Source organism: Massilia sp. Bi118, assembly GCF_918697865.1.
GTDB lineage: Bacteria > Pseudomonadota > Gammaproteobacteria > Burkholderiales > Burkholderiaceae_D > Telluria.
Genome location: NZ_CAKKMV010000004.1, coordinates 258893 through 281116, shown reverse-complemented (window position 1 = coordinate 281116; position 22224 = coordinate 258893). Strand labels below are relative to the sequence as shown.

Below are 22224 nucleotides of genomic sequence, written 5' to 3'. Positions count from 1 at the left end.
CCAAAAAAGAAAAGGGAGCCTCAGCCCCCTTTCCTGCCCACGCATCGCGCGATTACTTCCCGATGAAGTGGATCACCTGTTTCGCGCCCTTGACGGTCACGTTCAGCGCGATCAGCGTGCCAGCGACTGCGATGACTGCGGTTGCGACGTCAGCGAACGAAACGCCGGTGGTCAGATCGGCCAGCGTGCCAGCAGCCGAAGCTTGAGCAGCAGCCGAGATAGCCAGGAATGCGACGCCGGTACGACGAGCAATTTTCTTCAGATTCATACATCACCTATTTATGGAAACTGGGACACCCCCCAGCGTGGTACAACAAAAAATTTAACGAAGCATCCCGACGACCTTGCCGACGCTATGAGCGACCCACCAGAGACCGACAGTAGATGCAAAAGCGAAGACAAAATACTCACCTGCCACCGCAGGATCGAACGGCTCTGCCATCACCTGGTTGTACTTCACGACCGTGGTCACGTAATCAGCACCGCTCCAGATCACGTAATCGCAAGACGTGAAGTCGGTCCGAGGAACCGTGGTGACAAGGCCCGTAGCCGGATCGGTACTAGACACGGTGTCCGACCGAGCCATAGGCATGCTCGGACCACCATTCACGGCCATGAAGCAGTAAGGCATGATCAGCCCTTGGCGGGCGCCTGCTCGCGAATAGCCTGGACAGGCTTCACGGCCAGAACCGTCTGTTCCATGCCCTTGGAGCCGCTGACCATCTCGATATCGAGTTCCGCGATGAACGGGAAGGTCAGATGCTTGATGCTGTCGACCACGGTGGAGTCCTTGCACTTCATCGGCTCAGTGCACATACCGAAGGCGTTGTCGCTCTCCTTGAGGATCACCTCGACGAACAGCTTGCCGCTGTCGATCTGCTTACCGTCATCCATCTGGCCTTTGAACTTCTTCGCGCCACGAATGGTCGCTTTAGCTTGCATCTGCATTTCACTTCTCCATTGGTCGGGCTGGCTCGTGCACCCGGTTCACGCCGTCGGCCACCACGGATTTTTCTAGTCGGCGCGGCACTCCTTGCACCATCAGTAACTCGACCAGGGCCTTGTAATCCATCTCCAGCTCGTGCGCCAGCTGGTAAATCGTCTTGCCATACGCCGCCACCAGGTAATGGGTCAGGCGCTTCAAAACAATCGTGCGTTCCTCGACAACGATGTCCCGTTGCTCGGTCTTGATCTTCTCCTTGATGCTATCCACCAGCGTCTCCAGTGCGACGAAGCCGCCAGCGAAGAACCGCGTGGGATCGAGCACGATCTCGTGTGGAATGACCCGGTCACGGTTGCCGAACCTGATCTCGATACGCAGCCACTCGCTCTCAGGATTCCCGAGCTGCTTGCCCTTCTCATAGATGCACAACTCTTTGCCGTTGGCCTTCTTGCCGAGATAGAGCGTGCGCCCATGTGCTCCCAGGTCTTGCATGTGACCACCCTCGACGTACCGCCGCGACGGAATGCGCCCGCCGCAGTTGAACTCACCGGCCAGGTACAGATCATCGAACTGCTCAAGCGTGAAGCCTTCCATCAGGTCCAACGCGGTATCGGCACGAGTAATCCTCGCGTCCAGGTCCTGCATCGTCGCGTAGACCGCCTGCCAGTCGCTCACCAGGGAACAGCCCTTACCCGAGAGATCCACCATCATCGTGTTGCCAGCCGTGTTGCCGCCCAGGGCAACCACGCCGACGCGAATGAATTCGCCGTCCTTCCAGACCATCAAATCGAAGCTGGACGTGTACCCAAACATGCCCTTTTCCGCCGGGACGAAGTTGACCGGCAGCGGGAACCAGAGCGCGAGGTAGCGCCGCAGCTGGTCAAGCGCCTCAGTTGCAGGAACCGAAGGCAGGAAGGTAAAGCGAAGCCAATCTATGATCGCCATCCGCTGCCCTTGCGTCTGTTCCGGACTTTCCCCCCGTATTACAGTACGGGGGGAACCGCCTTCGGCGGCACCGGCGCTCCGTGCTCGCTTCGCTCCGCGCGGTGCGGCGCTGCCGCCTACGGCGGTCAACCTTGCACCTCATAACGTGGAACCGGGAACTTCGTACCACGACAGAACGGACACTCCTCACCATCACGCTCACCAGTCCCCGAGCACTCGTAGCAGCGTTCATCCTCAACGTGGTCGCCCTCTTGGGCCGCTTCTGGCAGTAGACCAGGTTGAATGACGAAGGCACCACCAGGGCGAACCTGCTGCAACTGGAGGCGGTCGAGTTCAGCCGCGCCCCAGGTCAACTGCCGCTCGACGTAGTGGGGCCCCAACTGATCCGCCTTGGCGATCACCAGGTCGCAGTACTCCTGCGCTTGAACAGCCGACATTTTCGACGGCTGATGGTGACAATTGGAGAGATTCGACAGTTGACCAGCTACAGAATTCGACATAGGATCGGGGTTGCTTAACAGCCGTGAACGTTAACAAGCGTTACTATCGTTAACAGCCGTTACGATGTCAAGGAGAAAGAATATGAAAAGCGTGAAATTTCTAGTCGAGTTGCAGAACAGTCGCGGACTGAACGACGCAGCAACCGCAAAACTGTTGAACCTGACAGCACCCGCGATCAGTCAATACAAAAGCGGGAAGCGCGTGATGGATGACGAAACGTGCTTGGCGGTCGCACTGGAGCTGGGCGTGGACCCGCTACAGATCATTGGCGCGGCATGCATCGACCGGGCCGAGAAGACCGGGCAAAAAAGCCTGTGGGAAGTTTTTATGGCGAGGACGGCGGCAACGGCGATGGGCCTCCTCGTAGCTAGCGGTGTCAATTTATTTTTGACACCAGGCAACGCCGAAGCAGCATCCATGCGGGTTCCGCACGGTGTTGATTGCATGGAATATAGATTATGCGCGATACGTTAGATTTCGGTCCCACCGCCGCTGATGGACAAATCGTGCCGTGAATAGATAGTTTGAATAGCGCCCGGACTGGTGAACTACGCGGGCTTGAAAAATCGGAGATCGAGAGAATCCGGTGCGCGCTGAGTCTGCGCACCGGCTTTGCTTGCCGGCCGGCCGGGATCAGCCGTCGGCGTTCAAGCGTTAGCGCTTCTTGCTGTCAGAGTTTTGCTGGTCGAAGGCCTGCGCAGCATCCTGTGCCGATTCACCCTTCTGCTTGCCGCCGAGGTCATCCAGTGCCGGCGTGCCGCCGGACGCATGCTGGCCGCCATGCTGCTGGCTACCTTGTTGCTGGCTACCTTGTTGCTGGCTACCTTGTTGCTGGCTACCTTGTTGCTGGTTGCCTTGCTGCTGGCTGCCTTGCTGCCCCGATTGCTGGCTTTGCTGGTCCCTGGAGCTGGCCGCATTCCGGTTCTGATCGTTTCCTTGATTCTTCGCCATCTTGATCTCCTCAATGAAGTGGTCGAAGCCCAATCTTACGCTTCACCGCCAGCCCAGCAAGCGGCGTCCCGATACCCTCCGGCAACGATGCACACAACACAGCCGCTTTTCGCTTTATCATTCCGGCCATGATTACCTGTTTCGATATCGGCGGCAGCGCCATCAAATCCGCCGTCGCCACCGCCGACGGCCGCATCGGCAGCCCCCACCGCGTGCCGACGCCCACCCGCGACTTCGCCGCCTTCACCGCCGCCATGCAGGCACAGATCGATGCCGGCGGTCCTTCGCGCGGCGTCGCCATCTCGATTGCCGGCGTGATCGATCCGCTCGATGGGCGCATCAAGTGCGCCAACATTCCCTGCATCGACGGCCGCAGGCTGGCCGCGGATCTGGGCGAGGCCTTCGGGCTGCCGGTCTGGATCATCAACGACGCCGACAGCTTCGCCCTCGCCGAAGCCCAGGCCGGCGCCGGGCGCGGCCACGCCAATGTATTCGGCCTGATCCTCGGCACCGGCGTCGGCGGCGGCCTGGTGCTCGACGGCCGGCTGATTGGCGGGCCCGGCGGCTTTGCCGGCGAATGGGGCCACGGCCCGGTAGTAAGTAGTCCCCGCTTCCCATGCGGCTGCGGCCAGAGCGGATGTCTGGACACGATCGGCGGCGCGCGTGGCCTGGAGCGTCTGTACCGATCCTTGAACGGGCGTTCAATAGACAGCCGCGAGATCATCGCCGCATGGCAGGCCGGCGACGCCGCTGCCGAGCGCACCATCGCCTGCTGGACCGATCTGCTCAGCGGCCCGCTGGCCATGCTGGTCAATACAGTCGGCGCGTCCATGCTGCCGGTCGGCGGCGGCCTGGCCAACAGCGCGCCCTTGATTGCGCGCCTCGACCTGGCAGTTCGCGCCCGGATCCTGCGCAAGACCGAGCAGCCCATCGTCGTGCCCGGCCAGTCCGGCGCGGAGCCAGGATTGATCGGCGCGGCCTGGCTGGGCCTCGAAAAGCTGGGCGGCGCGCATGCCTGATTCGATCACGCTGGAAGTCTGCGTCGACAACGTCCACGGCCTGGCCGCGGCGCACGAGGGCGGCGCCGGCCGCATCGAGTTGTGCAGCGCGCTAGACATCGGCGGCCTGACGCCGGGCCCCGGCCTCCTGCACGCGGCGGCTTCCAGCCCGGTGCCGGTCGTCGCGATGATCCGCCCGCGCGGCGGCGACTTCTGTTTCGACGAGCGCGAGACCCGGCTGATGCTGGACGAAATCGCCGCGGTTGCCGACGCCGGCCTGCAAGGCGTGGTGCTGGGCGCATCGACGCCGGACGGCCAGCTGGATACAGGGACCCTGGAACGGCTGGTGCGCCGCGCGATCGATCTTCAGCTGCGCTGCACGCTGCACCGGGCCATCGACCTGTGCCCGGACCTGGCGCAGGCGACCCGCCTGGCGGTCGACCTGGGCTTCGAACGCATCCTGAGTTCCGGCGGCGCCAGGAGTGCGCCGGACGGCATCGAAGGACTGCAGTGCTGCTTCGAGGCCGCCGCCGGCCGCATAAGGATCATGCCAGGCGCCGGCATCAGCGCCGACAACGTGGACCTCCTGCGCGCGCATCTGCCGCTGACCGATGTCCACGCATCCTGCTCGGTGCCGGTACCAAAGGCGTCGCCGCAGGTATTGGCCTTCGGCTTCGATAGCGGAGCACGCCGGCAGACCAGCAGCGCTAAAGTCGCCGCGCTGAAAGCTAAACTGCGGGCCTGACGCCGCCTTTTGCTTGAAATGCAAGGCGGCGTGTGTGACACTCGACCGGATGAGCTTCGATCTTGCACCTCTTGCGCCCTATGCCGGCGACCTGGCGGCCGGCGCCCGGCTGAGCGCCCTCGCCTGCGCGCTGGCTCTCGCCGGCGGCCTGGCCCTGGGCGTGCCGGTGGCCCTGATGCGCACCGCGGCACTGCCGCTGGCCCGGGGCGCGGCCGAGGTCTACGTCGACATCTTCCGCAACGTTCCCTTCATCGTCCAGCTGTTCTTCCTGTTCTACGGCTTGCCCGAAATCGGCGTCGAGCTGAGCGCCTTCGGCACCGGCGTGCTGGCCTTGTCGCTGGCCGGCGGCGCCTTCAGTTCCGACGTGATCCGTTCCGGCATCCTGGCGATCGAGCCGGGCGTGCTGGAAGCGGCCCAGGTCAGCGGCCTGTCGCGCTTCGCCATCGCGCGCCGCATCGTGCTGCCGATCGCGCTGCGCAGCTCTCTGCGGCCACTGGGTTCGGTGTTCGTCAACCTGATCCTGACATCGTCCATCCTGTCGGCGATCACGCTGAATGAACTGACCGGCAGCGCAAAGATCATCGCCGCCGACACCTTCCAGCCCTTCGAGGTCTACGCCCTGCTCCTGCTGCTGTATGCCGTGCTGACCTGGCTGGTGTCGCTGTCGGCCGGGCTGCTGCACCGTCGCCTGAACAGGGCGCAGTCTTGATGCGCTATACCGATTTCACGCCGCACGACCTGGTCCTGCTGCTGCAGGGCCTGGGCGTCTCGGCTGCCTTGTTTGCCGCCACCACGCTGATCGGATTGGTCATCGGCCTGGCCTGGGCGTTGCTGCGCTACTACCGTGTGCCGCTGCTGGCGCCCTTGGCTGCGTTTGTCGCCGAGCTGCTGAAGAATTCCCCTGTGCTGGTGCAGCTCTTCCTGGTCTTCTTCGGGCTGCCCGTGCTGCTCGAGACGGACTTGAGCCCGGTGCAGGCCGCGCTCATCACGCTGTCCGGGAACACGGCGGCCTTCATGTATGTGATCGCAGTGTCGGCCATCGAATCAGTCGGGCGCGAGCAGCTGGAGACGGCGCGCGTGTTCGGCTTGAGCCGCTGGCAGGCGCTGCGCCGCATCGTCGCACCGCAGGCCGCGGCCTTCAGCCTCGGGCCGCTGGCAGGGCTGCTGGTCAACCAGTTGCAGGTGACTTCGCTGATCTCGGTGATCGGCGTGGTCGATCTCACCAAGGCGGGCGCGATCCTGAACCTGCGCACCTTGAAGCCTTTTATCGTCTGGACCGTGATCGGCCTGCTGTATTACCTGATGGCCCGGCTGATCGCCGGGGCCTGCGCCCGCGCGGAACTTCGCCTGCGCGCGCATGGTCAATGGAAGGGTTTGTAAATGATCGCAATCGAAGGCGTCGTCAAACGCTTCGGCGCCAACACCGTACTGGATGAAGTGAACCTGCGCATCGCGCCGGGTGAAGTGGTGTCCATCCTCGGCGCCAGCGGCTCCGGCAAATCGACGCTGATCCGCTGCATCAACGGCCTCGAACAGCTCGACGGCGGCGCGATTTCTGTCGACGGTAACCGGGTCGACGACGCGAAGCAGCTGCAACTCGTGCGGCGCTGCTGCGGCACCGTGTTCCAGCTGTTTAACCTGTATCCGCACATGACTGCGCTGCAGAACCTCACGCTGGCGCCGGTCGAAGTACTGAAAGTCCCTCGGCGCCAGGCCGAGGAAGAAGCACGCGAACTGCTGGCCTCCGTGGGCCTGCTTGATCGCGCGGATGCCTGGCCGGCCCAGCTCTCCGGCGGCCAGCGCCAGCGGGTCGGCATTTGCCGCGCACTGGCGATGAAACCGCGCTACCTGCTGCTGGACGAAGTCACCAGCGCGCTCGATCCGGAGATGACGGCCGAGGTCCTGAATATACTGGCGAAGCTGGCCGCGAGCGGCACCACGATGCTGTTCGTGACCCACGAAATCGAATTCGCCCGCCAGATCTCGAACCGCATCGTGTTCCTCGACCAGGGCCGCCTGCTGGCCGACCTGCCGACCGCGCAGTTCTTTGCAGCTAGCGGCGGCGTGGCGCAGCCACGCATCGCCCAATTTTTATCGAAGATGAGCAAGTCATGAGAATGTTGTTAGCGAATGCCGAGGCCTGGCCCGGCTTCGACACCACAGTCGAACACCTCAAGAACGACGGCCCGGCCATCGACGCCATGGTCAGCGGCATCGCCAGGGTCGAACGCGAAGCCAAAGTGCGCAGCGTCGGCTACGGCGGCTGGCCGAACATGCTGGGCGAGATGGAATTCGACGCCGGCGTCATGGACGGCACGACCCGCGAAGTCGGCGCGGTCGGCGCGGTGCCGGCCACCCTGCCGGTCTCCGCGCTGGCCCACGAAGTGATGAAGCACCTGCCGCACGTGATGCTCACCGGCGCCGGCGCACGCCGTTTCGCCACCGAACGCGGTTTCGCCGTCGACGAGGTGCTGCACCCGGACAGCAAGCGGGTATGGTGGGAGCGCCTGCAGAAGGAGATGTCGCCGCAACAGCGGGCGGCCTTTCCCGACATTCCGCTGGCGCCGCTCAGCAACACCATCACCGACCCGGAACGCGTGCGCGATACCACCGTCTTCCTGGGCGTTGATGCCGGCGACCATATCGGCGTGGTTACCTCGACCTCCGGCTGGGCATGGAAGTACCCGGGCCGCCTGGGCGATTCGCCGATCCCCGGGGCGGGCTTCTACGCGGACAGCCGCTACGGCGCCGCCGCCTGCACCCATACCGGCGAGATGACCATGCGCTGCTCGACCTCGCGCAGCATCGTGCTGGCGATGCGGCTCGGTTACACGCTCGAAGACGCGATCAAGTTCGCGGTGGAAGAACTCGCCGAACTGAAGACCGGCTTCCTGGCCGGCGTCGTCATCCACGCCTTGGACGCCCAGGGCAATCACCAGGTGGTCAACTACCGCTGCGACGAAGAGATACGCTACTGGTACTGGGACGAGCGCATGGCCGCGCCGGAACTGCGCGTCGCCGCCGCCATCGGAACCTGAAAGGACGAATATGCAAAGCTTTAAATATGCCGCCGCAGCAGCCTTGATCCTGGCCGCAGCCTCGGCCCGGGCCGGCCGCATCGAGGACATCAAGGCGCGCGGCTACGTGCGCATCGGCGTCTCGCTGGGCGGCGAGCCGGTGGGCTTCCGCAACGCCGCCAACGAGCCGGTCGGCTATGACGTCGACGTCGCCAGGGCGCTGGCCGCGAAGCTGGGCGTGCCGGTCAAATTTTCGGACGTCTCCAGCGATGCGCGCATCTCGATGCTGATGTCGAAGCAGCTCGACCTGGTGGTGGCCAACGTCTCGATCACGCCGCAACGCGCGCGCGTGGTCGAGTTTTCGATTCCCTACAACCAGGCCGGCCTGCGCGTGATCGCGCAAAAGAGCGCCCACGTCAAAACGCTGGCGGACCTGAACGGCAAGCGTGTCGTGGTCGGCCGCGGCACCACGGCGGACGCCTTTCTGAAGAAGTCGGCGCCGCAAGCGGTCATCGTCTACACCGACAACTTTGCGCCGGACGGGGTTTTGCTGCTGCAGCAGAAGCGGGTCGATGCCGGGATCGAGGATTCTTCGCTGCTGGACTACCTGGCGAGCAGGAACGAGCAGCTGGAGACCCTGCCGGCGATGTACGGCAATACGCCGATCGGGATTGCGATGGCGAAGGGGGATCCGGCGCTGCTGAAGTTTGTGAATGGGTTTGTGGCGGAGTACATCAAGTCTGGGGCGTATGCGGCCAATTACAGGAAGTGGTGGGGTGCGAAGCTTGTGCCGCCAGTGCTGCCGGCCCAGTAATCCCTATCCCTCGTTGCGCGGCCGGCCGTGGCCACGGTTCCCGAAGGTCTGGTGCAGGAATTCCACGAATGCTTTAACTTTCGCGGCGCGCAGTTGCCGCTGCTGGAATAGCACGGCGACGTCGGGACCTGGCGCCGCCCAATCCGGCAGCAGCTGCACGAGCTCCCCGCTGTCGAGCTTGTCCTGCACCGATATCGACAGCACCTGGATGATGCCGCCGCGTGCTGTCGCCGCCTCGATCAGGCTTTCGACATGGTCGGTCACGAAGCCGCTCCGCGGCGCCAGCGAACTGTCCTGCCCGTCCCGCTGGAAATACCACGGCCGCACGCGGCGCGACCTCGGATAGGAAAAATTCAGGCAGTCGAAGCCGTCGAGCTCCTCGGGCGTGCTCGGACTCCCACGCCGGGCGAGATAATCGGGCGCTGCGCAGCAGACGTACTGCGTCCCGGTCAGGGTTTGCGCCACCAGCCGGGAATCGTTCAGGTTACCGATCCGAACCATCACATCGATCCCTTCCTCCACCATGTCCACCAAGCGGTCGTTGGCGCTCATGCGCACCGTGATCTCCGGATAGGCCAGCTGGAAGGACGGCAGGGCCGGCGCCACGATCCGGCTGGCGACGATTGCCGGCAGATCGACCCGCAGCACGCCGCTGGGTGATGCGCCGGAACGGCGCAGGGAGTCTTCGAGTTCGCCCATATCCGCCAACAGCCGCACGGCGTTCTCGTAGCACTGTCGGCCCTCGTCGGTCAGCGACATCCTGCGGGTGGTGCGGTGCAGCAGCTTGACCCTGAAATGCACTTCCAGCGCGGCGACCTGCTTGGTCACCGATGCCGTGGAAATGCCGAGCCGGTCGGCGGCAGGCCTGAAGCCTCCCGCTTCGACGACACGGCAGAAGACCTTCAAGGCATCCAGGCGGTCCATGCTTTTCCTTCACACCAGGTTCGACAGCGGGCCTCTATTGTAGCGTTCCGATTGTTCATGATTCATAAATACTGCATTGATGACGACACCGTTTTTCCCGGCGCGATCCCGTCCTAGACTGAAGCCTGTCAATCGAAAGGAGTCATCATGAATATCCAGGCAAGCATGAAAGCAGTCGTCCTCGAGGCCTTTGGCAAAGCACCTGTCCTGGCCGAGACGGCCCGGCCCGTGGCGGGCCCAGGCCAGGTGCTGGTACGGATCGCGGCAAGCGGCGTGAATCCCCTCGACACCAAGATTGTCGCAGGCAAGGCCGACCACGCCCATACGGTCCTGCCGGCGATCCTTGGCATCGACATGGCCGGCGTTGTCGAATCCGTCGGTGACGGGGTCACTGCGTTCCACCCGGGGGACGAGGTGTATGGCATGACCGGGGGCATCGCCGGTGTGCAAGGCTCGCTGGCCCAGTATGCCGCGGTCGACGCCGCGCTGCTGGCGCACAAGCCGAAGAACATGTCGATGCGCGAAGCTGCAGCCTTGCCGCTGGTTTTCATCACCGCCTGGGAAGGCCTGGTCGACCGCGCCGGCCTGAAAGCGGGCGCAAAGGTACTGGTGCATGGGGGCGCCGGCGGCGTCGGCCACATCGCGGTGCAGATCGCGCGTGCACTCGGGGCGGAAGTCCATGCGACCGGCGAAGCCAGCCAGCGCGCGATCATCGAGGGGTATGGCGCCACTGCGATCGACTTCCGTGCGACACCGGTCGAGGACTATGTCACCCGCTTTACCGGCGGCGAGGGGTTCGACGTCGTGTTCGATACCGTTGGCGGGCCAACCCTGGACGCGTCTTTCCGCGCTGCACGCATTAACGGTGGGCATGTGGTGAGCTCCCTCGGCTGGGGCACGCACTCGCTGGCCCCCTTGTCTTTCCGGGCAGCGAGCTACTCCGGCGTATTTACCCTGCTGCCACTGATCCGTGGCATAGGGCGGGAAGCCCATGGCGCCATCATGCGCGAGGCCACCCGCCTGGCCGAGGCAGGCGCGCTGAGGGTGCGCCTCGACCCGACGGAATACACGCTGGCGGACGTCGGCGCTGCCCATCAGCGCCTCGTCGACGGCAAGGCGGAGGGCAAACTGGTCATTTCTGTTGCGTGAACTTCAGCGGAACTGGGCAGCGGCGCCGCGGCAATGTACCATTAGCGCCGTTCAGCACGACTACGAAAGACCATCATGTCCATTGCCTCCCTCCGCCGCATCCTGATTCTGAGCGCCCTGGCCACTGCATGCGCAGCCCCGGCCTGGGGTGACAGCGTCGCCTCCAGCGCCTCCAGCGCCGGCTCCGCCTCCTCCGGCAGCATCTCCGACTCGATCGGCGGCTCCAGCAACAGCTCCAACAACGACCGCCGCGTCACCGCCGGCGACTATCAGGTGATCGACATCGCCCAAGCCCCGGCCAAGCTGGATACCACGCGCCTGACGCTGCGTCCGGTTGCCGGTACGGCCGCCCAGGCATTCACGCTGGACGTGCCGAACCGCGCCCTGGCCGCGCGCACCATGGGCAGCGGCGCCATCGTGCACGTGAACGAGCGTGTGTACGGCTATGAATTCGCCTATGCGGACACGAAGCAGCCTTTCTTCCTGGCCCTGCAGGATGACTGGTACCGCGAACTGGGTTCGCGCAAGGTCGCCATCTGATGCTGTCCCGCCTCGCGGCCGCCGCGCTGGCCGCGATCTGCCTCGGCGCCAGCGCCGCGGCGTCGGCGGGGATACCGGCGTTTTGCGAGCGCAGCAAGGAAGTCACTGCCGCCGAGCAGGACCGCGTGCTGCGCTTTGCCGGCGCGGTCAAGCGCGAACTCGAAGCCTCGCAGCAAAGCGTGGCGCTGATTTCGCGCGCGGGCCTGGACCTGAGCCGCTTCAATCTGCTGTATTCGCACGCCGGCATCGCCCTCAAGGACGAGGACAGCGCCTGGACCGTGCGCCAGCTCTACTACGCCTGCGACGAATCGCGTCCGCGCCTGTTCGACCAGGGCGTGCCGGGATTCGCGCTGGGCGCGGATGCGCCGGGCCAGGGGCACGTCTCGCTGGTCTTCTTCGATGCCGACAATGCCGGCCGGCTGGAGCAGGCCGCGCGCAACAAGCCGCTGGCGCTGGCGCTCCTGGCCGGCCGCTACAGCGCCAACGCCTATGCCTTCGGGACCCGCTACCAGAACTGCAACCAGTGGGTAGCCGAGATCCTGGCCAGCGCCTGGGGCGCAATCGCCGGCCAGGAAAAGCCGCGTGAACAGGCCCAGGCCTGGCTGCGCGAGCAGGGCTACGCGGCCGGCCCGGTCAGGCTGCGCTCGCGCTGGCTGATGTTCGCCGGCCAGTTCGTCCCGCTGGTGCACGTGGACGATCACCCGGTCGACGACATCTACGCGATGGCGCTGCGCGTCAGCGTGCCGGCATCCATCGAAGAATTCGTGCATCGCCGCTCGCCGCAGGCGCGCCGCGTGGAACTGTGCCACGACACACGGCATATCGTCGTGCACCGCGGCTGGGACGCGCTGGGGCCGGGCTGCACGCCGGGGCCGAGCGACGAGATCATTCCACTGGACTCTTGAATATCGTGATGCGTCACAAGAAAATCGCCATGATGCTTGCCACCGCCGCCCTGACGATCGCCGCAGGCAATGCGCCGGCCAGCCCGCTGCCGCAACCGCAGGCCGCGGCCCTCACCCGCCAGCTGCAGGCGATCGTGAGCGACCCCGCGATGCCGCTGCCTGGTCTCTCCGTCGTCGCAATCCGCCGCGGCGAAATCGTCTACCGCAGGCACTTCGGCGACAAGCGCCTCGCCATCGCCGGCGCGCCGGCGCAGCCGATTGACGACGACACGCTGTTCAAGGTGGCCTCGGTCTCGAAATTCGTAACCACGTTGGGCGCCATGAAGCTGGTCGAACAAGGCAAGCTGTCGCTCGATGCCGACATCAGCGATGTGCTCGGCTATCGACTGCGCAATCCGCATTTTCCCGACCGCTTGATCACGCTGCGCATGCTGCTCACGCACACCTCGTCACTGCGCGACGAAGGGGGCTTCAAGTTCGAACCCGAGGTCAGCCTGAAGGAGGTGCTTCTGCCGGGCGGAAGCCATTACGGCAAAGGCGCGATGTGGAGCGCGGACCATGCGCCGGGCGCCTGGTTCGAATACGTGAATTTCAACTGGGGCGTGATCGCCACGCTCATGGAAGCAGCCACCGGTGAGCGCTTCGACCGCCTGATGCGCCGCCTGATCTTCGATCCCATGGGATCGAAGGCCGGCTTCTATCTGGGGGATTTCGGGCCGACACGGGTAGAGGACGTCGCCACCCTGTACCGGAAACGCGAGAGGGACGGCGCCGAAGCGTGGGATCCGCAAGGTCCCTGGGTCGCCCAGACCGACGATTTCGACGTCGTGGCGCCGACCGCGCCGGCCTGGCTCCCGGAATACAAGCCGGGCGCCAACGGCACGATCTTCGGCCCGCAGGGCAGCCTGCGCATCTCCACGGCCGATCTCGCGCAAATCATGCTCATGCTAATGAATGGAGGCCAGAGCAATGGTAAACAGATCCTCGCGCCACAGACCATCAGCACCATGTTCAGCCGCCAGTGGACCCTGCATCCAGCCGGCGCGAACGGCAGCGCCAACGGCGACGGCAGCAGCTATCGCGGCCTGTATCACGCCTGGGGGCTGGGCAACCAGCAGTTCACGGATACCAGCATCGTCAAGGAGGGCCACGCCAGCGGCGACCGCCTGGTCGAAGGCGGCGGCTTCAAGGGCGTCGGCCACCTCGGCTGGTCCTGGGGCCTGAACGCGCTGTTCGTGTTCGATCCGGCCAGCAGGGACGGCATGATCTACGTGAGCACCGGCGTCGGCGCCGATCCGGACAAGCAGCCCGGTACATTCTCGTCCGAAGCGCGCTTCCAGGAACGCATCACCGATGCGCTGTACCGCGGCGCCATCGCACCGCGCTGAACGATTTGTGACCCGGCGTCACAAATCCGTGACGCGTCACACAATCTGAGCTTGCCTTAATGTAACTCATCACGAATAATGTGGTGAACTTGCCAACCAGCGCCATCGCAATGAAACAGCCGGAAGACCAACGCACCATCGAACTCGCCCTCGACGCAGCAGCAGCCCGCAAGCGCGGGCGTCCGCCCAAGGCCGACAAGCTCAGCGATGCGGAACGCGCCCGCCGCTACCGCGCGCGCCAGAAGATGATGCCGAAGGACGACTGGAACTACGAGCAACTAACGGCTCTCACGCGCGCCGAGATCCTGCGCCTGACGGATGGCGCGGCGGCCAAGCCGGCCTCCGAGAGCGAACTGGTGGCCAACTGGGCCTACGGCATGTTCCTGCTCTGGGACCGCACCACCGCCCAGTGCCAGCGCGCGGACGACCGCAGCGAACTGCTGGCGCTGGTCACCGTCTAAACGCTGCGCAGATCGTCCAGGTCGCGCGGCTCGCTGATTTCCACGCCATTACGCTCGGCGCGGAAGCGCTTCGACATCGCATATACGTCCTTGCGCACGCGCATGACAGAACCGAGTGGCCGGTGCGCCGCAAGCGCATGCCAGGGATTGAACTGCATGCCCTCGTCGATGCGGCGCGCGCGTTCCTCGCTCCACGCCTGCTGCGGTTCGAGGCGCAGGCGGGCGACGGCGACGTAAGGGCTGAGTTCCTGCGGCCACTCGACCGAGGCGTCCTCGATCGGCATCTTCTCGAGGTCCGTGCACAGCTGGATTCGAAGCTCCCACTCGCCGCCCTGTGCCGCAAAATAATCAACGACGGCATCGCGCAGGCCGTCCGGCTTGTCCTTCAGGTCGACCGGCGCATCCTTCAACGCAGTCAAGGACGGCGATACCGGCGCCACCGACACCTTGGCCATGTAGTCGCCGTACAGGATCGGCACCTGGCTGAAATAGGTTTCGCCCAGCGGATTGGTCTCCGGATGGCCGCCCAGGGACTTCAGCGTGGCGCTTTCGCCGCCGACCGCTTCAACCGCCTTCTCGGCCCCGCGCGCCACCGCCGAGAACAAACGCTTCAGGTTCGGGGCCTTGTCGGTGGTCGACGCCAGCAGCTTCGCGTTGCCGGCGAATTTCCTGGCTGTCGGCGCGGTGAACACGGGACCGTTCACCAGCACGAAGTCCTGGGTCGCATCGCCCTCGCTGCCGTCGACCCGCTCGCCCGGCACGCCGACCACCTTCAGCGCCATGCCACGCGGGGTCGAGACGTCGTCGCTGAGGATGTCGCCCGGTGTGGTCGAGAGGCGCAGCACGACCGGATAGCTGCCCGGCACGGCGAACAGCCCTTGCGCGTACGCCGGCGGCAAGCCTTCGAGCACGCTCAATTCGCCGACCAGCAGCCCGTGGGTCTTGGCATGCACGCTGCGAATGGCATGCCCGGAATCCTCGTAGGTCTTCACGGAGATGCTGTGCATCGTGTCCTTCAAGTCGAACGTCGTCTCGACTTCTTTTTCTTCGGGCACTTCTACGGCCGGGGAATACGGGATCGGGTGGATTTCGGCAGGTGCGCTCATGGTATGGGCCTGGTGTGTGATCGGCCTTCGATCCTGACAGGCGCAAGACGATGGCTCTGTGCTTCGACGCACCAAAACGTGACGAACGAAATCCTTGTCCCAATGCATGTGCGCTCACGAACAGACGGGCGCCTTGCCTTCCTTCATGCTGGCGACTTCGCGCCCACCGGCGGCAGCTTTGAGGATGGACAGCTATGGAAAAGGAAGGCAGCAGCCATGAACCGAAGATCCCGGCCGGCGGCTGGGGATCGCTGAAGGAAGTCAGCAGCATTCTCCTCGAGGAAAAAGTGCCGCCGCAGCGCGCAGCACTGCTGCTCAAGCAGAACAAGCCGGACGGCTACGCCTGTGTCAGCTGCGCCTGGGCCAAGCCCGCGCACCCGCATCCGGCCGAGTTCTGCGAGAGCGGCGCCAAGGCCACGGCCTGGGAAGTCACCAGCAAGCACATCGGCAAGGATTTCTTCGACAAGCACACGGTACGCGAACTCGAGCGCTGGCACGACCACGACCTCGAAGCCGCCGGCCGCATCACCGTCCCGCTGCGCTACGATGCCGCGTCCGACCGCTACCTGGAGATAGGCTGGGAGCAGGCCTTCAGCGAGATCGGCGCCCATTTGCGCAAACTGGAGCCGAAGAGCGTGGTGTTCTACAGTTCAGGCCGCGCCTCGCTGGAAACTTCCTACATGTACCAGCTGCTGGCGCGCATGTACGGCAACAATAATCTGCCGGACAGCTCGAACATGTGCCACGAAAGCACCTCGGTGGCGCTGCCCAAGAGCATCGGCGTCGGCGTCGGCACCGTGGTCCTGGACGATTTCGAAAAGACCGACTGCATCCTGTTCTTCGGCCAGAACGTCGGCGTGAACAGCCCGCGCATGCTGCACCAACTGCAGGAAGCGCGCAAACGCGGCGTGCCCATCATCACCTTCAACCCGCTGCGCGAGCGCGGCCTGGTCAGCTTCACCAATCCGCAGTCGCCGCTGGAGATGCTGAGCGGCGCCGAGACCCCGATCAGCACCCAGTACCACCAGCTCAAGGCGGGCGGCGACATCGCTGCCTTGATGGGACTGTGTAAAGCCGTGCTGGAAGAGGAAGACGCAGCGCAGAAGCGCGGCGATCCGCCGGCCGTCGACACCGCTTTCATTGCCGAGCACACCCAGGGCTTCGGTCCCTTCGTGGACAAGGTACGCGCAACCACCTGGAGCGAGATCGAGCAAGAGGCCGGGCTGGACCGCGCGGACATCCGCGACGCCGCCCGCGTCTACATGGCCTCGAACGCCGTCATCGGCGTCTATGGCATGGGCCTGACCCAGCACCGCAACGGCGTGGAAAACGTGCAGATGCTGGTCAACCTGCTGCTGCTGCGCGGGAACATCGGAAAGCCGGGCGCCGGCATCTGCCCGGTGCGCGGCCACTCCAATGTGCAGGGCCAGCGCACGGTCGGCATCACTGAAAAGCCGGAGCTGGCGCCGCTCGACAAGCTGAAGGAACAGTACGGCTTCGAGCCGCCGCGCGAGAAAGGCCTGAACACGATCGAGACCTGCGAAGGCATCCAGAGCGGGAAAGTGAAGGCGCTGGTCAGCCTGGGCGGCAACCTCGTGCGCGCTGTCCCCGACCACGGAAAGATGGAAGAAGCCTGGCGCGCGCTGCCACTGACGGTGCAGATCTCGACCAAGCTCAACCGCAGCCACCTGGTGCACGGCCAGGCCGCCTACATTCTCCCTTGCCTGGGCCGGATCGAAAAAGACGTCCAGGGCGGCGTCGAGCAGGCGGTGTCGGTCGAGGATTCGACGGGCTGCATGCACGGCTCGAAGGGCATGGCCGAGCCGGCAGCAAGCACGCTGCTGTCGGAACCGGCCATCGTCGCCGGACTGGCCAAGGCAACGCTGGCGCCGAACCCGAAAGTCGACTGGGATGGCTGGGTGGCCGACTACAGCAAGATCCGCGACGCCATCGCCGAGACCTACCCGGAGATCTTCCACGACTTCAACGCGCGGATGTGGACGCCCGGCGGCTTCCGCAAGCCGATCGCGGCCGCTCACCGCGAATGGAAGACCCCGAACGGCAAGGCGAATTTCACGGTGCCGGACGGCCTGACGGTCGACCCGGACATGAAGGACCGTCCGGATACCCTGCGTCTGTTCACGGTACGCAGCGACGGCCAGTTCAACACCACGATCTACAGCCTGGACGACCGTTTCCGCGGCGTGACCGGCGACCGCATGGTCATCTTCATGTCGAAGGCGGACATGGAGGCGCGCGGGCTGCGGGACGGCGCCAAGGTCAGCGCGCTGACCGCCACCGATGACGGCGTCGAGCGGCGCGTGGACGGGCTGACGGTGATGGAGTACCCGGTGCCGCCGGGGTGCATCGCCGGCTACTACCCGGAGTGCAACCCGCTGCTGCCGCTGTGGCATTACGCGAAGGAGAGCTATGTGCCGGCGGCGAAGTCGATTGCGGTGCGGATCGAGGCGGCGCACTGACGGTAGGGTGGGCACCATGTGCCCACCATCGCTGATTTAAGCTGCACTACTGTCCGACGCAAATGATCTTGGTCACGTAGTCCTTGGCGTTGCCCTTCTTTTTCGTCGCCCAATCGACGGCCTCCTGGGCTTCGGCGACCGTCATCACGGTCGCCTTTTCCTTGTTCCTGATAAAGGAAACGCCTTCGAACTTGCCTTCCTTGCTGCGCATTACCTTGGCGAATACGGGTGCGGCTTTGGCGTCGTCGGCAACTTTGTTTTGCTGGACGAGGTAGCGCTGATCATTGGTTTCCATGCGAATGTTCTGTACGTGCGGTTGCAAAGCTGTATTTTACAGGCTCACACAATGACATAAACCCTTGATCCGACTATAATTTCCGCCTTTCGCACCATCCGCACAAAAGCCGCCATGTCCCTGCTCGCCCACCAGCTCGAACTGCTGTCCCCCGCCAAAACCGCCGAGATCGGCCGCGAAGCCATCCTGCATGGCGCGGACGCGGTGTACATCGGCGGCCCGGCCTTCGGCGCCCGCCACAATGCCAGCAATCCGCTCGAGGACATCGCGGCGCTGGTCGAGTTCGCGCACCGCTACCGCTCGCGCATCTTCGTGACCATGAACACGATCATGCACGACGCCGAGCTGGAGACCGCGCGCCAGCAGATCTGGGACCTGTACAACGCCGGCGTCGACGCCCTGATCATCCAGGACATGGGCCTGCTGGAGATGGACCTGCCGCCGATCCAGATGCACGCCTCGACCCAGTGCGACATCCGCACGGTCGAGAAGGCGAAATTTCTTTCGCAGGTCGGCTTCTCGCAGCTGGTGCTGGCGCGCGAGCTGACCATCGAGCAGATCAAGGCGGTCCGCGCCCAGGTCGAGACGCCGCTCGAATACTTCATCCATGGCGCGCTGTGCGTGGCCTTCTCGGGCCAGTGCTATATCTCGCACGCGGACAACGGCCGCAGCGCCAACCGCGGCGACTGCTCGCAGGCTTGCCGCCTTCCCTACACGCTGTCGGACGGCCAGGGGCGCGTGGTCGCCTTCGAGAAACATCTGCTGTCGATGAAGGACAACGACCAGAGCCGCAACCTGGAAGCGCTGGTCGATGCCGGCATCCGCTCCTTCAAGATCGAGGGCCGCTACAAGGACATGGGCTATGTGAAGAACATCACCGCCCATTACCGGCTGTTGCTGGACGAGATCCTGGAACGCCGCCCGGAACTGGCGGCTGCCTCCAGCGGCCGCACCAGCATCATGTTCACGCCGGACGTCGACAAGAACTTCCACCGCGGCCACACCGATTATTTCGCTACCGGCCGCAAGGAGACCATCGGCGCCTTCGATTCGCCCAAGTACGTAGGCGTCGAACTGGGGACCGTCACGCGCATCGGCGGCGACAATTTCGACCTGCTCACCAATGCGGCCATGGCCAACGGCGACGGCCTGAACTACATGCACAAGCGTGAAACGGTCGGCATCCAGGCGAATACCGTGCAGAAGCTGGGCGAAGATGCCGAAGGCCAGCGCTGGCGCGTATTCCCGAACGAGCCGGTGTCCAGCCTGGTGGGACTGAAGGTCGGCACGGCGCTCAGCCGCAACCGCGACCACCAGTGGGAATCGGCGCTGACCAAGAAATCCTCGGAACGCCGCGTCGCTGTCGATCTGCAATTGTCGGAATTGCCGAACGGACTGCGCCTGAGTATCACGGACGAAGACGGCATCGCCAGCCACGCCGATGCGTCCCTGGCCCTGCAGCCGGCCCAGCAGGCGGAACAGGCCGAAGCCGGCCTGCGCACCAGCCTGGGCAAGCTCGGTAACACCATGTTCGAGGCGCGCAGCATCGAACTGCAGCTCTCGCAGCCCTGGTTCGTGCCCTCCAGCGCCATCAACGCGCTGCGGCGCGACGCCGTTGCCGCCCATGAGGCTGCGCGCCTGGCGAGCTGGGAGCGCCCGGAGCGCGCACCGGCCGCGGAGCCGCCGGCAAGCTATCCGGAAGCCCAGCTCAGCTACCTGGCCAACGTCTACAACGAAAAGGCGCGCGCCTTCTACCACAAGCACGGCGTGCAGCTGATCGCCGCAGCCTACGAGGCGCACGAGGAGCCGGGCGAAGTCTCGCTGATGATTACCAAGCACTGCCTGCGCTTCTCCTTCAACCTGTGCCCGAAGCAGGCCAAGGGCGTGCAGGGTGTGCAGGGCCAGGTCCGTGCGGAACCGATGACCCTGGTCAGCGGCGACGAGCGCTATACCCTGAAGTTCGACTGCAAGCCCTGCGAAATGCACATCATCGGCGCGATGAAGCCGCATATCCTGAATTCGCCGCCGCCTTCGGCCATCCCCTACAGCCCCCTGGTCTTCCACCGCACCCGCCCGCGCGCCTGAGCGCAGACGCATTCTCAGGCCACACCGGTCCCTCCGGTGTGGCCTTCGTAGTCCGAACAGGACTACATCGTTCAGTATCTTCCCCATCACACCGCCTCTCTCTTTGCGCTGGCTTCGACGCGCCGCCCCGTTACGTGCTTGTAACTTTCGGGTAGCAGAATAGCCGGGTCCGGCAGGGGAAATTCATGCTTTCTCCCTCTGAGGACGCGGTTCGTATCGTCCGCCACTGTTCAGAAACGCGCGGCATAATATTGCATAAACGCCAATTGACGAATGTTTATTTCCTCTTGGCTATTGAACGGCATGTAGTCCTACAAGAAGTTACAATTTTTATGCATTGTTGCGCCGATCTTCATGGATGTAAGCCTCGTCCGCGGGACTGGCGCACTCGTTTTTCATGGAGGATAGATGGCACACAAACGCTTGTTGTGCATCGCCCCCGCGCATGTGGATACGGACGCACTCTTGTGCGACACCATGCCGGATTGGGAGATCTGCAGCGTCACGAGCCTGGCCGAGGCCGCGCGCGAACTACGTAACAGCCACTACCTTGTCGGTCTGCTCATGCACGACCGCGAACAACAGCGCCCAGGCGATATCGACGCCTTCCTGCGCCGTCACAGCAATATGCAATGGGTGGGCGTGTTCAGCCCGCGCGATCTCGATTCGACGCTCTACCGCGACCTGGTGGTCGAGCACCTGTGCGACTACCATACCGCGCCGCCTGATCCGGTCCGCCTCTCGCACACCCTGGGCCATGCGCATGGCTGGGCCATGCTGAAGCGTCGCCGCCAGCAGCTGATCGACCACGACAACGCCGACTCGCCCCTGATCGGCCACTGCGACGCGATCGTACGCCTGCGGGCCCAGATCGAGCGCGTCGCCAAGGTCGCGGCCCCGGTGCTGATCTGGGGCGAGAGCGGCAGCGGCAAGGAGCTGACGGCGCAGGCCATCCATGCCGGTTCAGAGCGCGCGGCCGGGCCCTTCGTGCCGATCAACTGCGGCGCCATCTCTCCCACCCTGATCCAGTCCGAGCTGTTCGGCTACGAACGCGGCGCCTTCACCGGTGCCACCCGCGGCAAGGCCGGCCTGATCGAATCGGCCGACGGCGGCACCCTGTTCCTGGACGAGATCGGCGACCTGCCGAAGGACCTCCAGGCCAACCTGCTGCGCTTCCTGCAGGAGAAAACCATCTGCAGGGTCGGCAGCACGCGCCAGATCCGCGTCGACGTGCGCGTGATCGCCGCCTCCCACGTACAGCTGCAGCAGGCCGTCAACAAGGGCGACTTCCGCGAAGACCTGTACTACCGCCTGGCGGTGCTGCCGGTCACGGTGCCGCCGCTGCGCGACCGCCGCGAGGACATCGTGGCGCTGGCCGAGCACTTCTTCCAGCTGTATGCGAGCGAGAAGGCGCCGCGCCTGAAGGGTTTCTCCGACCGCGCGATCGCCGCCATCCTCGACCACGACTGGCCCGGCAATGTGCGCGAACTGATCAACCGGGTACGGCGCGCGATGGTGATGTCCGACGGACGCCTGATCGCGCCCGAAGACCTCGGCCTGACGCGAGGCATACCGGCGCCGATCTCCGCCGCGCTGGAAGACACGCGGGCCCGTTCGGAGCGCAGTGCGCTGCGTGACTGCCTCGAACGCAGCGGCCAGAACGTCAGCCGCGCCGCGCGCGACCTGGGCGTTTCGCGGACCACGATGTACCGGCTTCTGAGCAAACACAACATGCGTCCCTAAGCCCTTAACAGCTGTAACAAGGTGTGACACTGTGTCCAGATACATTTGTGCGTTGCCAGACTCAAGTGGACACACCTGTACCGGAGTTGAAACAGTTCTTCGGCAAATTCGACAATTCGTGCCGGAATATGACTGACAGGCCCGTAGGACGATACGGACAAAGTCAACAAAAACAAATACTTAGCGAACTCATCCATGTAGCTGGCATTGGTTGTGCAATAGACAAAAGTGTCG

At 64.5% G+C, this 22224-nt stretch carries 25 protein-coding genes; 16 read left to right on the top strand and 9 right to left on the bottom strand.

Annotated elements, in window-relative coordinates:
* Positions 1-52 precede the first annotated feature (52 nt).
* The 5 genes from LQV39_RS08145 to LQV39_RS08125 form a co-directional block, all read right to left on the bottom strand.
* A complete protein-coding gene (locus LQV39_RS08145) occupies positions 53-268 on the bottom strand; it encodes a hypothetical protein (protein WP_230023147.1) in 216 nt (71 codons plus the stop codon).
* Positions 269-322: 54 nt separating this feature from the next.
* A complete protein-coding gene (locus LQV39_RS08140; RefSeq protein ID WP_230023146.1) occupies positions 323-568 on the bottom strand; it encodes a hypothetical protein in 246 nt (81 codons plus the stop codon).
* 65 nt (positions 569-633) lie between these two features.
* Positions 634-948, bottom strand: a complete 315-nt coding sequence (locus LQV39_RS08135) for a hypothetical protein (RefSeq protein WP_230023144.1) — start codon at positions 946-948, stop codon at positions 634-636.
* A gap of 1 nt (position 949) precedes the next feature.
* Positions 950-1888: a replication initiation factor domain-containing protein gene (locus LQV39_RS08130; protein ID WP_230023142.1), complete on the bottom strand. Its 939-nt coding sequence runs from the start codon at positions 1886-1888 to the stop codon at positions 950-952.
* Between the two features lie 125 nt (positions 1889-2013).
* Positions 2014-2388 (bottom strand): hypothetical protein, encoded by a 375-nt coding sequence (locus tag LQV39_RS08125; RefSeq protein ID WP_230023140.1) that lies wholly within the window; start codon positions 2386-2388, stop codon positions 2014-2016.
* 82 nt (positions 2389-2470) lie between these two features.
* Between LQV39_RS08125 and LQV39_RS08120 the strand changes: the two genes are divergently transcribed.
* A complete protein-coding gene (locus tag LQV39_RS08120) occupies positions 2471-2863 on the top strand; it encodes a Cro/Cl family transcriptional regulator (protein WP_230023138.1) in 393 nt (130 codons plus the stop codon).
* A 180-nt stretch (positions 2864-3043) separates the two neighbouring features.
* Here LQV39_RS08120 and LQV39_RS08115 read toward each other — a convergent pair whose 3' ends face one another.
* Positions 3044-3373, bottom strand: coding sequence for a hypothetical protein (locus LQV39_RS08115; RefSeq protein ID WP_230023135.1), 330 nt, complete (start codon positions 3371-3373; stop codon positions 3044-3046).
* Between the two features lie 95 nt (positions 3374-3468).
* Here LQV39_RS08115 and LQV39_RS08110 point away from each other — a divergent pair, with 95 nt between their 5' ends.
* The 7 genes from LQV39_RS08110 to LQV39_RS08080 are packed head-to-tail and all read left to right on the top strand — an operon-like array spanning position 3469 to position 8914.
* Complete coding sequence (locus LQV39_RS08110; RefSeq protein ID WP_230023133.1) at positions 3469-4359, top strand: ROK family protein; 891 nt, start codon at positions 3469-3471, stop codon at positions 4357-4359.
* Complete coding sequence (locus LQV39_RS08105; protein ID WP_230023131.1) at positions 4352-5083, top strand: copper homeostasis protein CutC; 732 nt, start codon at positions 4352-4354, stop codon at positions 5081-5083. Before LQV39_RS08110 ends, LQV39_RS08105 begins: the two co-directional genes overlap by 8 nt.
* A gap of 34 nt (positions 5084-5117) precedes the next feature.
* Positions 5118-5792 carry an amino acid ABC transporter permease gene (locus tag LQV39_RS08100; protein WP_230023129.1) on the top strand — a complete coding sequence of 225 codons (675 nt, stop codon included), beginning with the start codon at positions 5118-5120 and terminating at the stop codon, positions 5790-5792.
* On the top strand, positions 5792-6463 hold the full coding sequence (locus LQV39_RS08095; RefSeq protein WP_230023126.1) for an amino acid ABC transporter permease: 672 nt from the start codon (positions 5792-5794) through the stop codon (positions 6461-6463). Before LQV39_RS08100 ends, LQV39_RS08095 begins: the two co-directional genes overlap by 1 nt.
* Positions 6464-7198 carry an amino acid ABC transporter ATP-binding protein gene (locus LQV39_RS08090; RefSeq protein ID WP_230023123.1) on the top strand — a complete coding sequence of 245 codons (735 nt, stop codon included), beginning with the start codon at positions 6464-6466 and terminating at the stop codon, positions 7196-7198.
* Entirely contained in the window at positions 7195-8121 is a 927-nt protein-coding gene (locus tag LQV39_RS08085; protein WP_230023121.1) for a N(4)-(beta-N-acetylglucosaminyl)-L-asparaginase, read from the top strand. Before LQV39_RS08090 ends, LQV39_RS08085 begins: the two co-directional genes overlap by 4 nt.
* 10 nt (positions 8122-8131) lie before the next feature.
* Positions 8132-8914 (top strand): transporter substrate-binding domain-containing protein, encoded by a 783-nt coding sequence (locus tag LQV39_RS08080; RefSeq protein ID WP_230023119.1) that lies wholly within the window; start codon positions 8132-8134, stop codon positions 8912-8914.
* A 3-nt stretch (positions 8915-8917) separates the two neighbouring features.
* Here LQV39_RS08080 and LQV39_RS08075 read toward each other — a convergent pair whose 3' ends face one another.
* Entirely contained in the window at positions 8918-9838 is a 921-nt protein-coding gene (locus tag LQV39_RS08075) for a LysR family transcriptional regulator (RefSeq protein WP_230023116.1), read from the bottom strand.
* A 147-nt stretch (positions 9839-9985) separates the two neighbouring features.
* On the opposite strand from LQV39_RS08075, the gene LQV39_RS08070 reads away from it, so the two are divergent.
* The 5 genes from LQV39_RS08070 to LQV39_RS08050 all read left to right on the top strand — a co-directional run bounded on the left by LQV39_RS08070 (position 9986) and on the right by LQV39_RS08050 (position 14281).
* The gene (locus tag LQV39_RS08070; RefSeq protein ID WP_230023115.1) at positions 9986-10987 is read left to right on the top strand and encodes a zinc-dependent alcohol dehydrogenase family protein; all 1002 of its coding nucleotides are present in this window, start codon (positions 9986-9988) and stop codon (positions 10985-10987) included.
* 75 nt (positions 10988-11062) lie between these two features.
* Positions 11063-11527, top strand: a complete 465-nt coding sequence (locus LQV39_RS08065) for a hypothetical protein (RefSeq protein ID WP_230023113.1) — start codon at positions 11063-11065, stop codon at positions 11525-11527.
* Positions 11527-12432: a DUF2145 domain-containing protein gene (locus LQV39_RS08060; protein ID WP_230023111.1), complete on the top strand. Its 906-nt coding sequence runs from the start codon at positions 11527-11529 to the stop codon at positions 12430-12432. Before LQV39_RS08065 ends, LQV39_RS08060 begins: the two co-directional genes overlap by 1 nt.
* Positions 12433-12440: 8 nt before the next feature.
* Positions 12441-13820, top strand: a complete 1380-nt coding sequence (locus LQV39_RS08055) for a serine hydrolase (RefSeq protein WP_230023108.1) — start codon at positions 12441-12443, stop codon at positions 13818-13820.
* A gap of 83 nt (positions 13821-13903) precedes the next feature.
* Entirely contained in the window at positions 13904-14281 is a 378-nt protein-coding gene (locus LQV39_RS08050; protein ID WP_230023105.1) for a hypothetical protein, read from the top strand.
* Here the strand turns inward: LQV39_RS08050 and LQV39_RS08045 are convergent.
* Entirely contained in the window at positions 14278-15387 is a 1110-nt protein-coding gene (locus tag LQV39_RS08045) for a catalase family protein (protein ID WP_230023102.1), read from the bottom strand. The genes LQV39_RS08050 and LQV39_RS08045 overlap by 4 nt on opposite strands.
* A gap of 194 nt (positions 15388-15581) precedes the next feature.
* Here LQV39_RS08045 and LQV39_RS08040 point away from each other — a divergent pair, with 194 nt between their 5' ends.
* Complete coding sequence (locus tag LQV39_RS08040; RefSeq protein WP_230023098.1) at positions 15582-17867, top strand: FdhF/YdeP family oxidoreductase; 2286 nt, start codon at positions 15582-15584, stop codon at positions 17865-17867.
* Between the two features lie 46 nt (positions 17868-17913).
* Here LQV39_RS08040 and LQV39_RS08035 read toward each other — a convergent pair whose 3' ends face one another.
* Positions 17914-18162 carry a hypothetical protein gene (locus tag LQV39_RS08035; protein ID WP_230023084.1) on the bottom strand — a complete coding sequence of 83 codons (249 nt, stop codon included), beginning with the start codon at positions 18160-18162 and terminating at the stop codon, positions 17914-17916.
* 114 nt (positions 18163-18276) lie between these two features.
* Here LQV39_RS08035 and LQV39_RS08030 point away from each other — a divergent pair, with 114 nt between their 5' ends.
* Both LQV39_RS08030 and LQV39_RS08025 read left to right on the top strand, forming a co-directional pair.
* Positions 18277-20247: a U32 family peptidase gene (locus tag LQV39_RS08030; RefSeq protein WP_230023081.1), complete on the top strand. Its 1971-nt coding sequence runs from the start codon at positions 18277-18279 to the stop codon at positions 20245-20247.
* Positions 20248-20655: 408 nt separating this feature from the next.
* Positions 20656-21990 carry a sigma-54 dependent transcriptional regulator gene (locus LQV39_RS08025; protein ID WP_230023078.1) on the top strand — a complete coding sequence of 445 codons (1335 nt, stop codon included), beginning with the start codon at positions 20656-20658 and terminating at the stop codon, positions 21988-21990.
* The last annotated feature ends 234 nt before the right edge of the window (positions 21991-22224 follow it).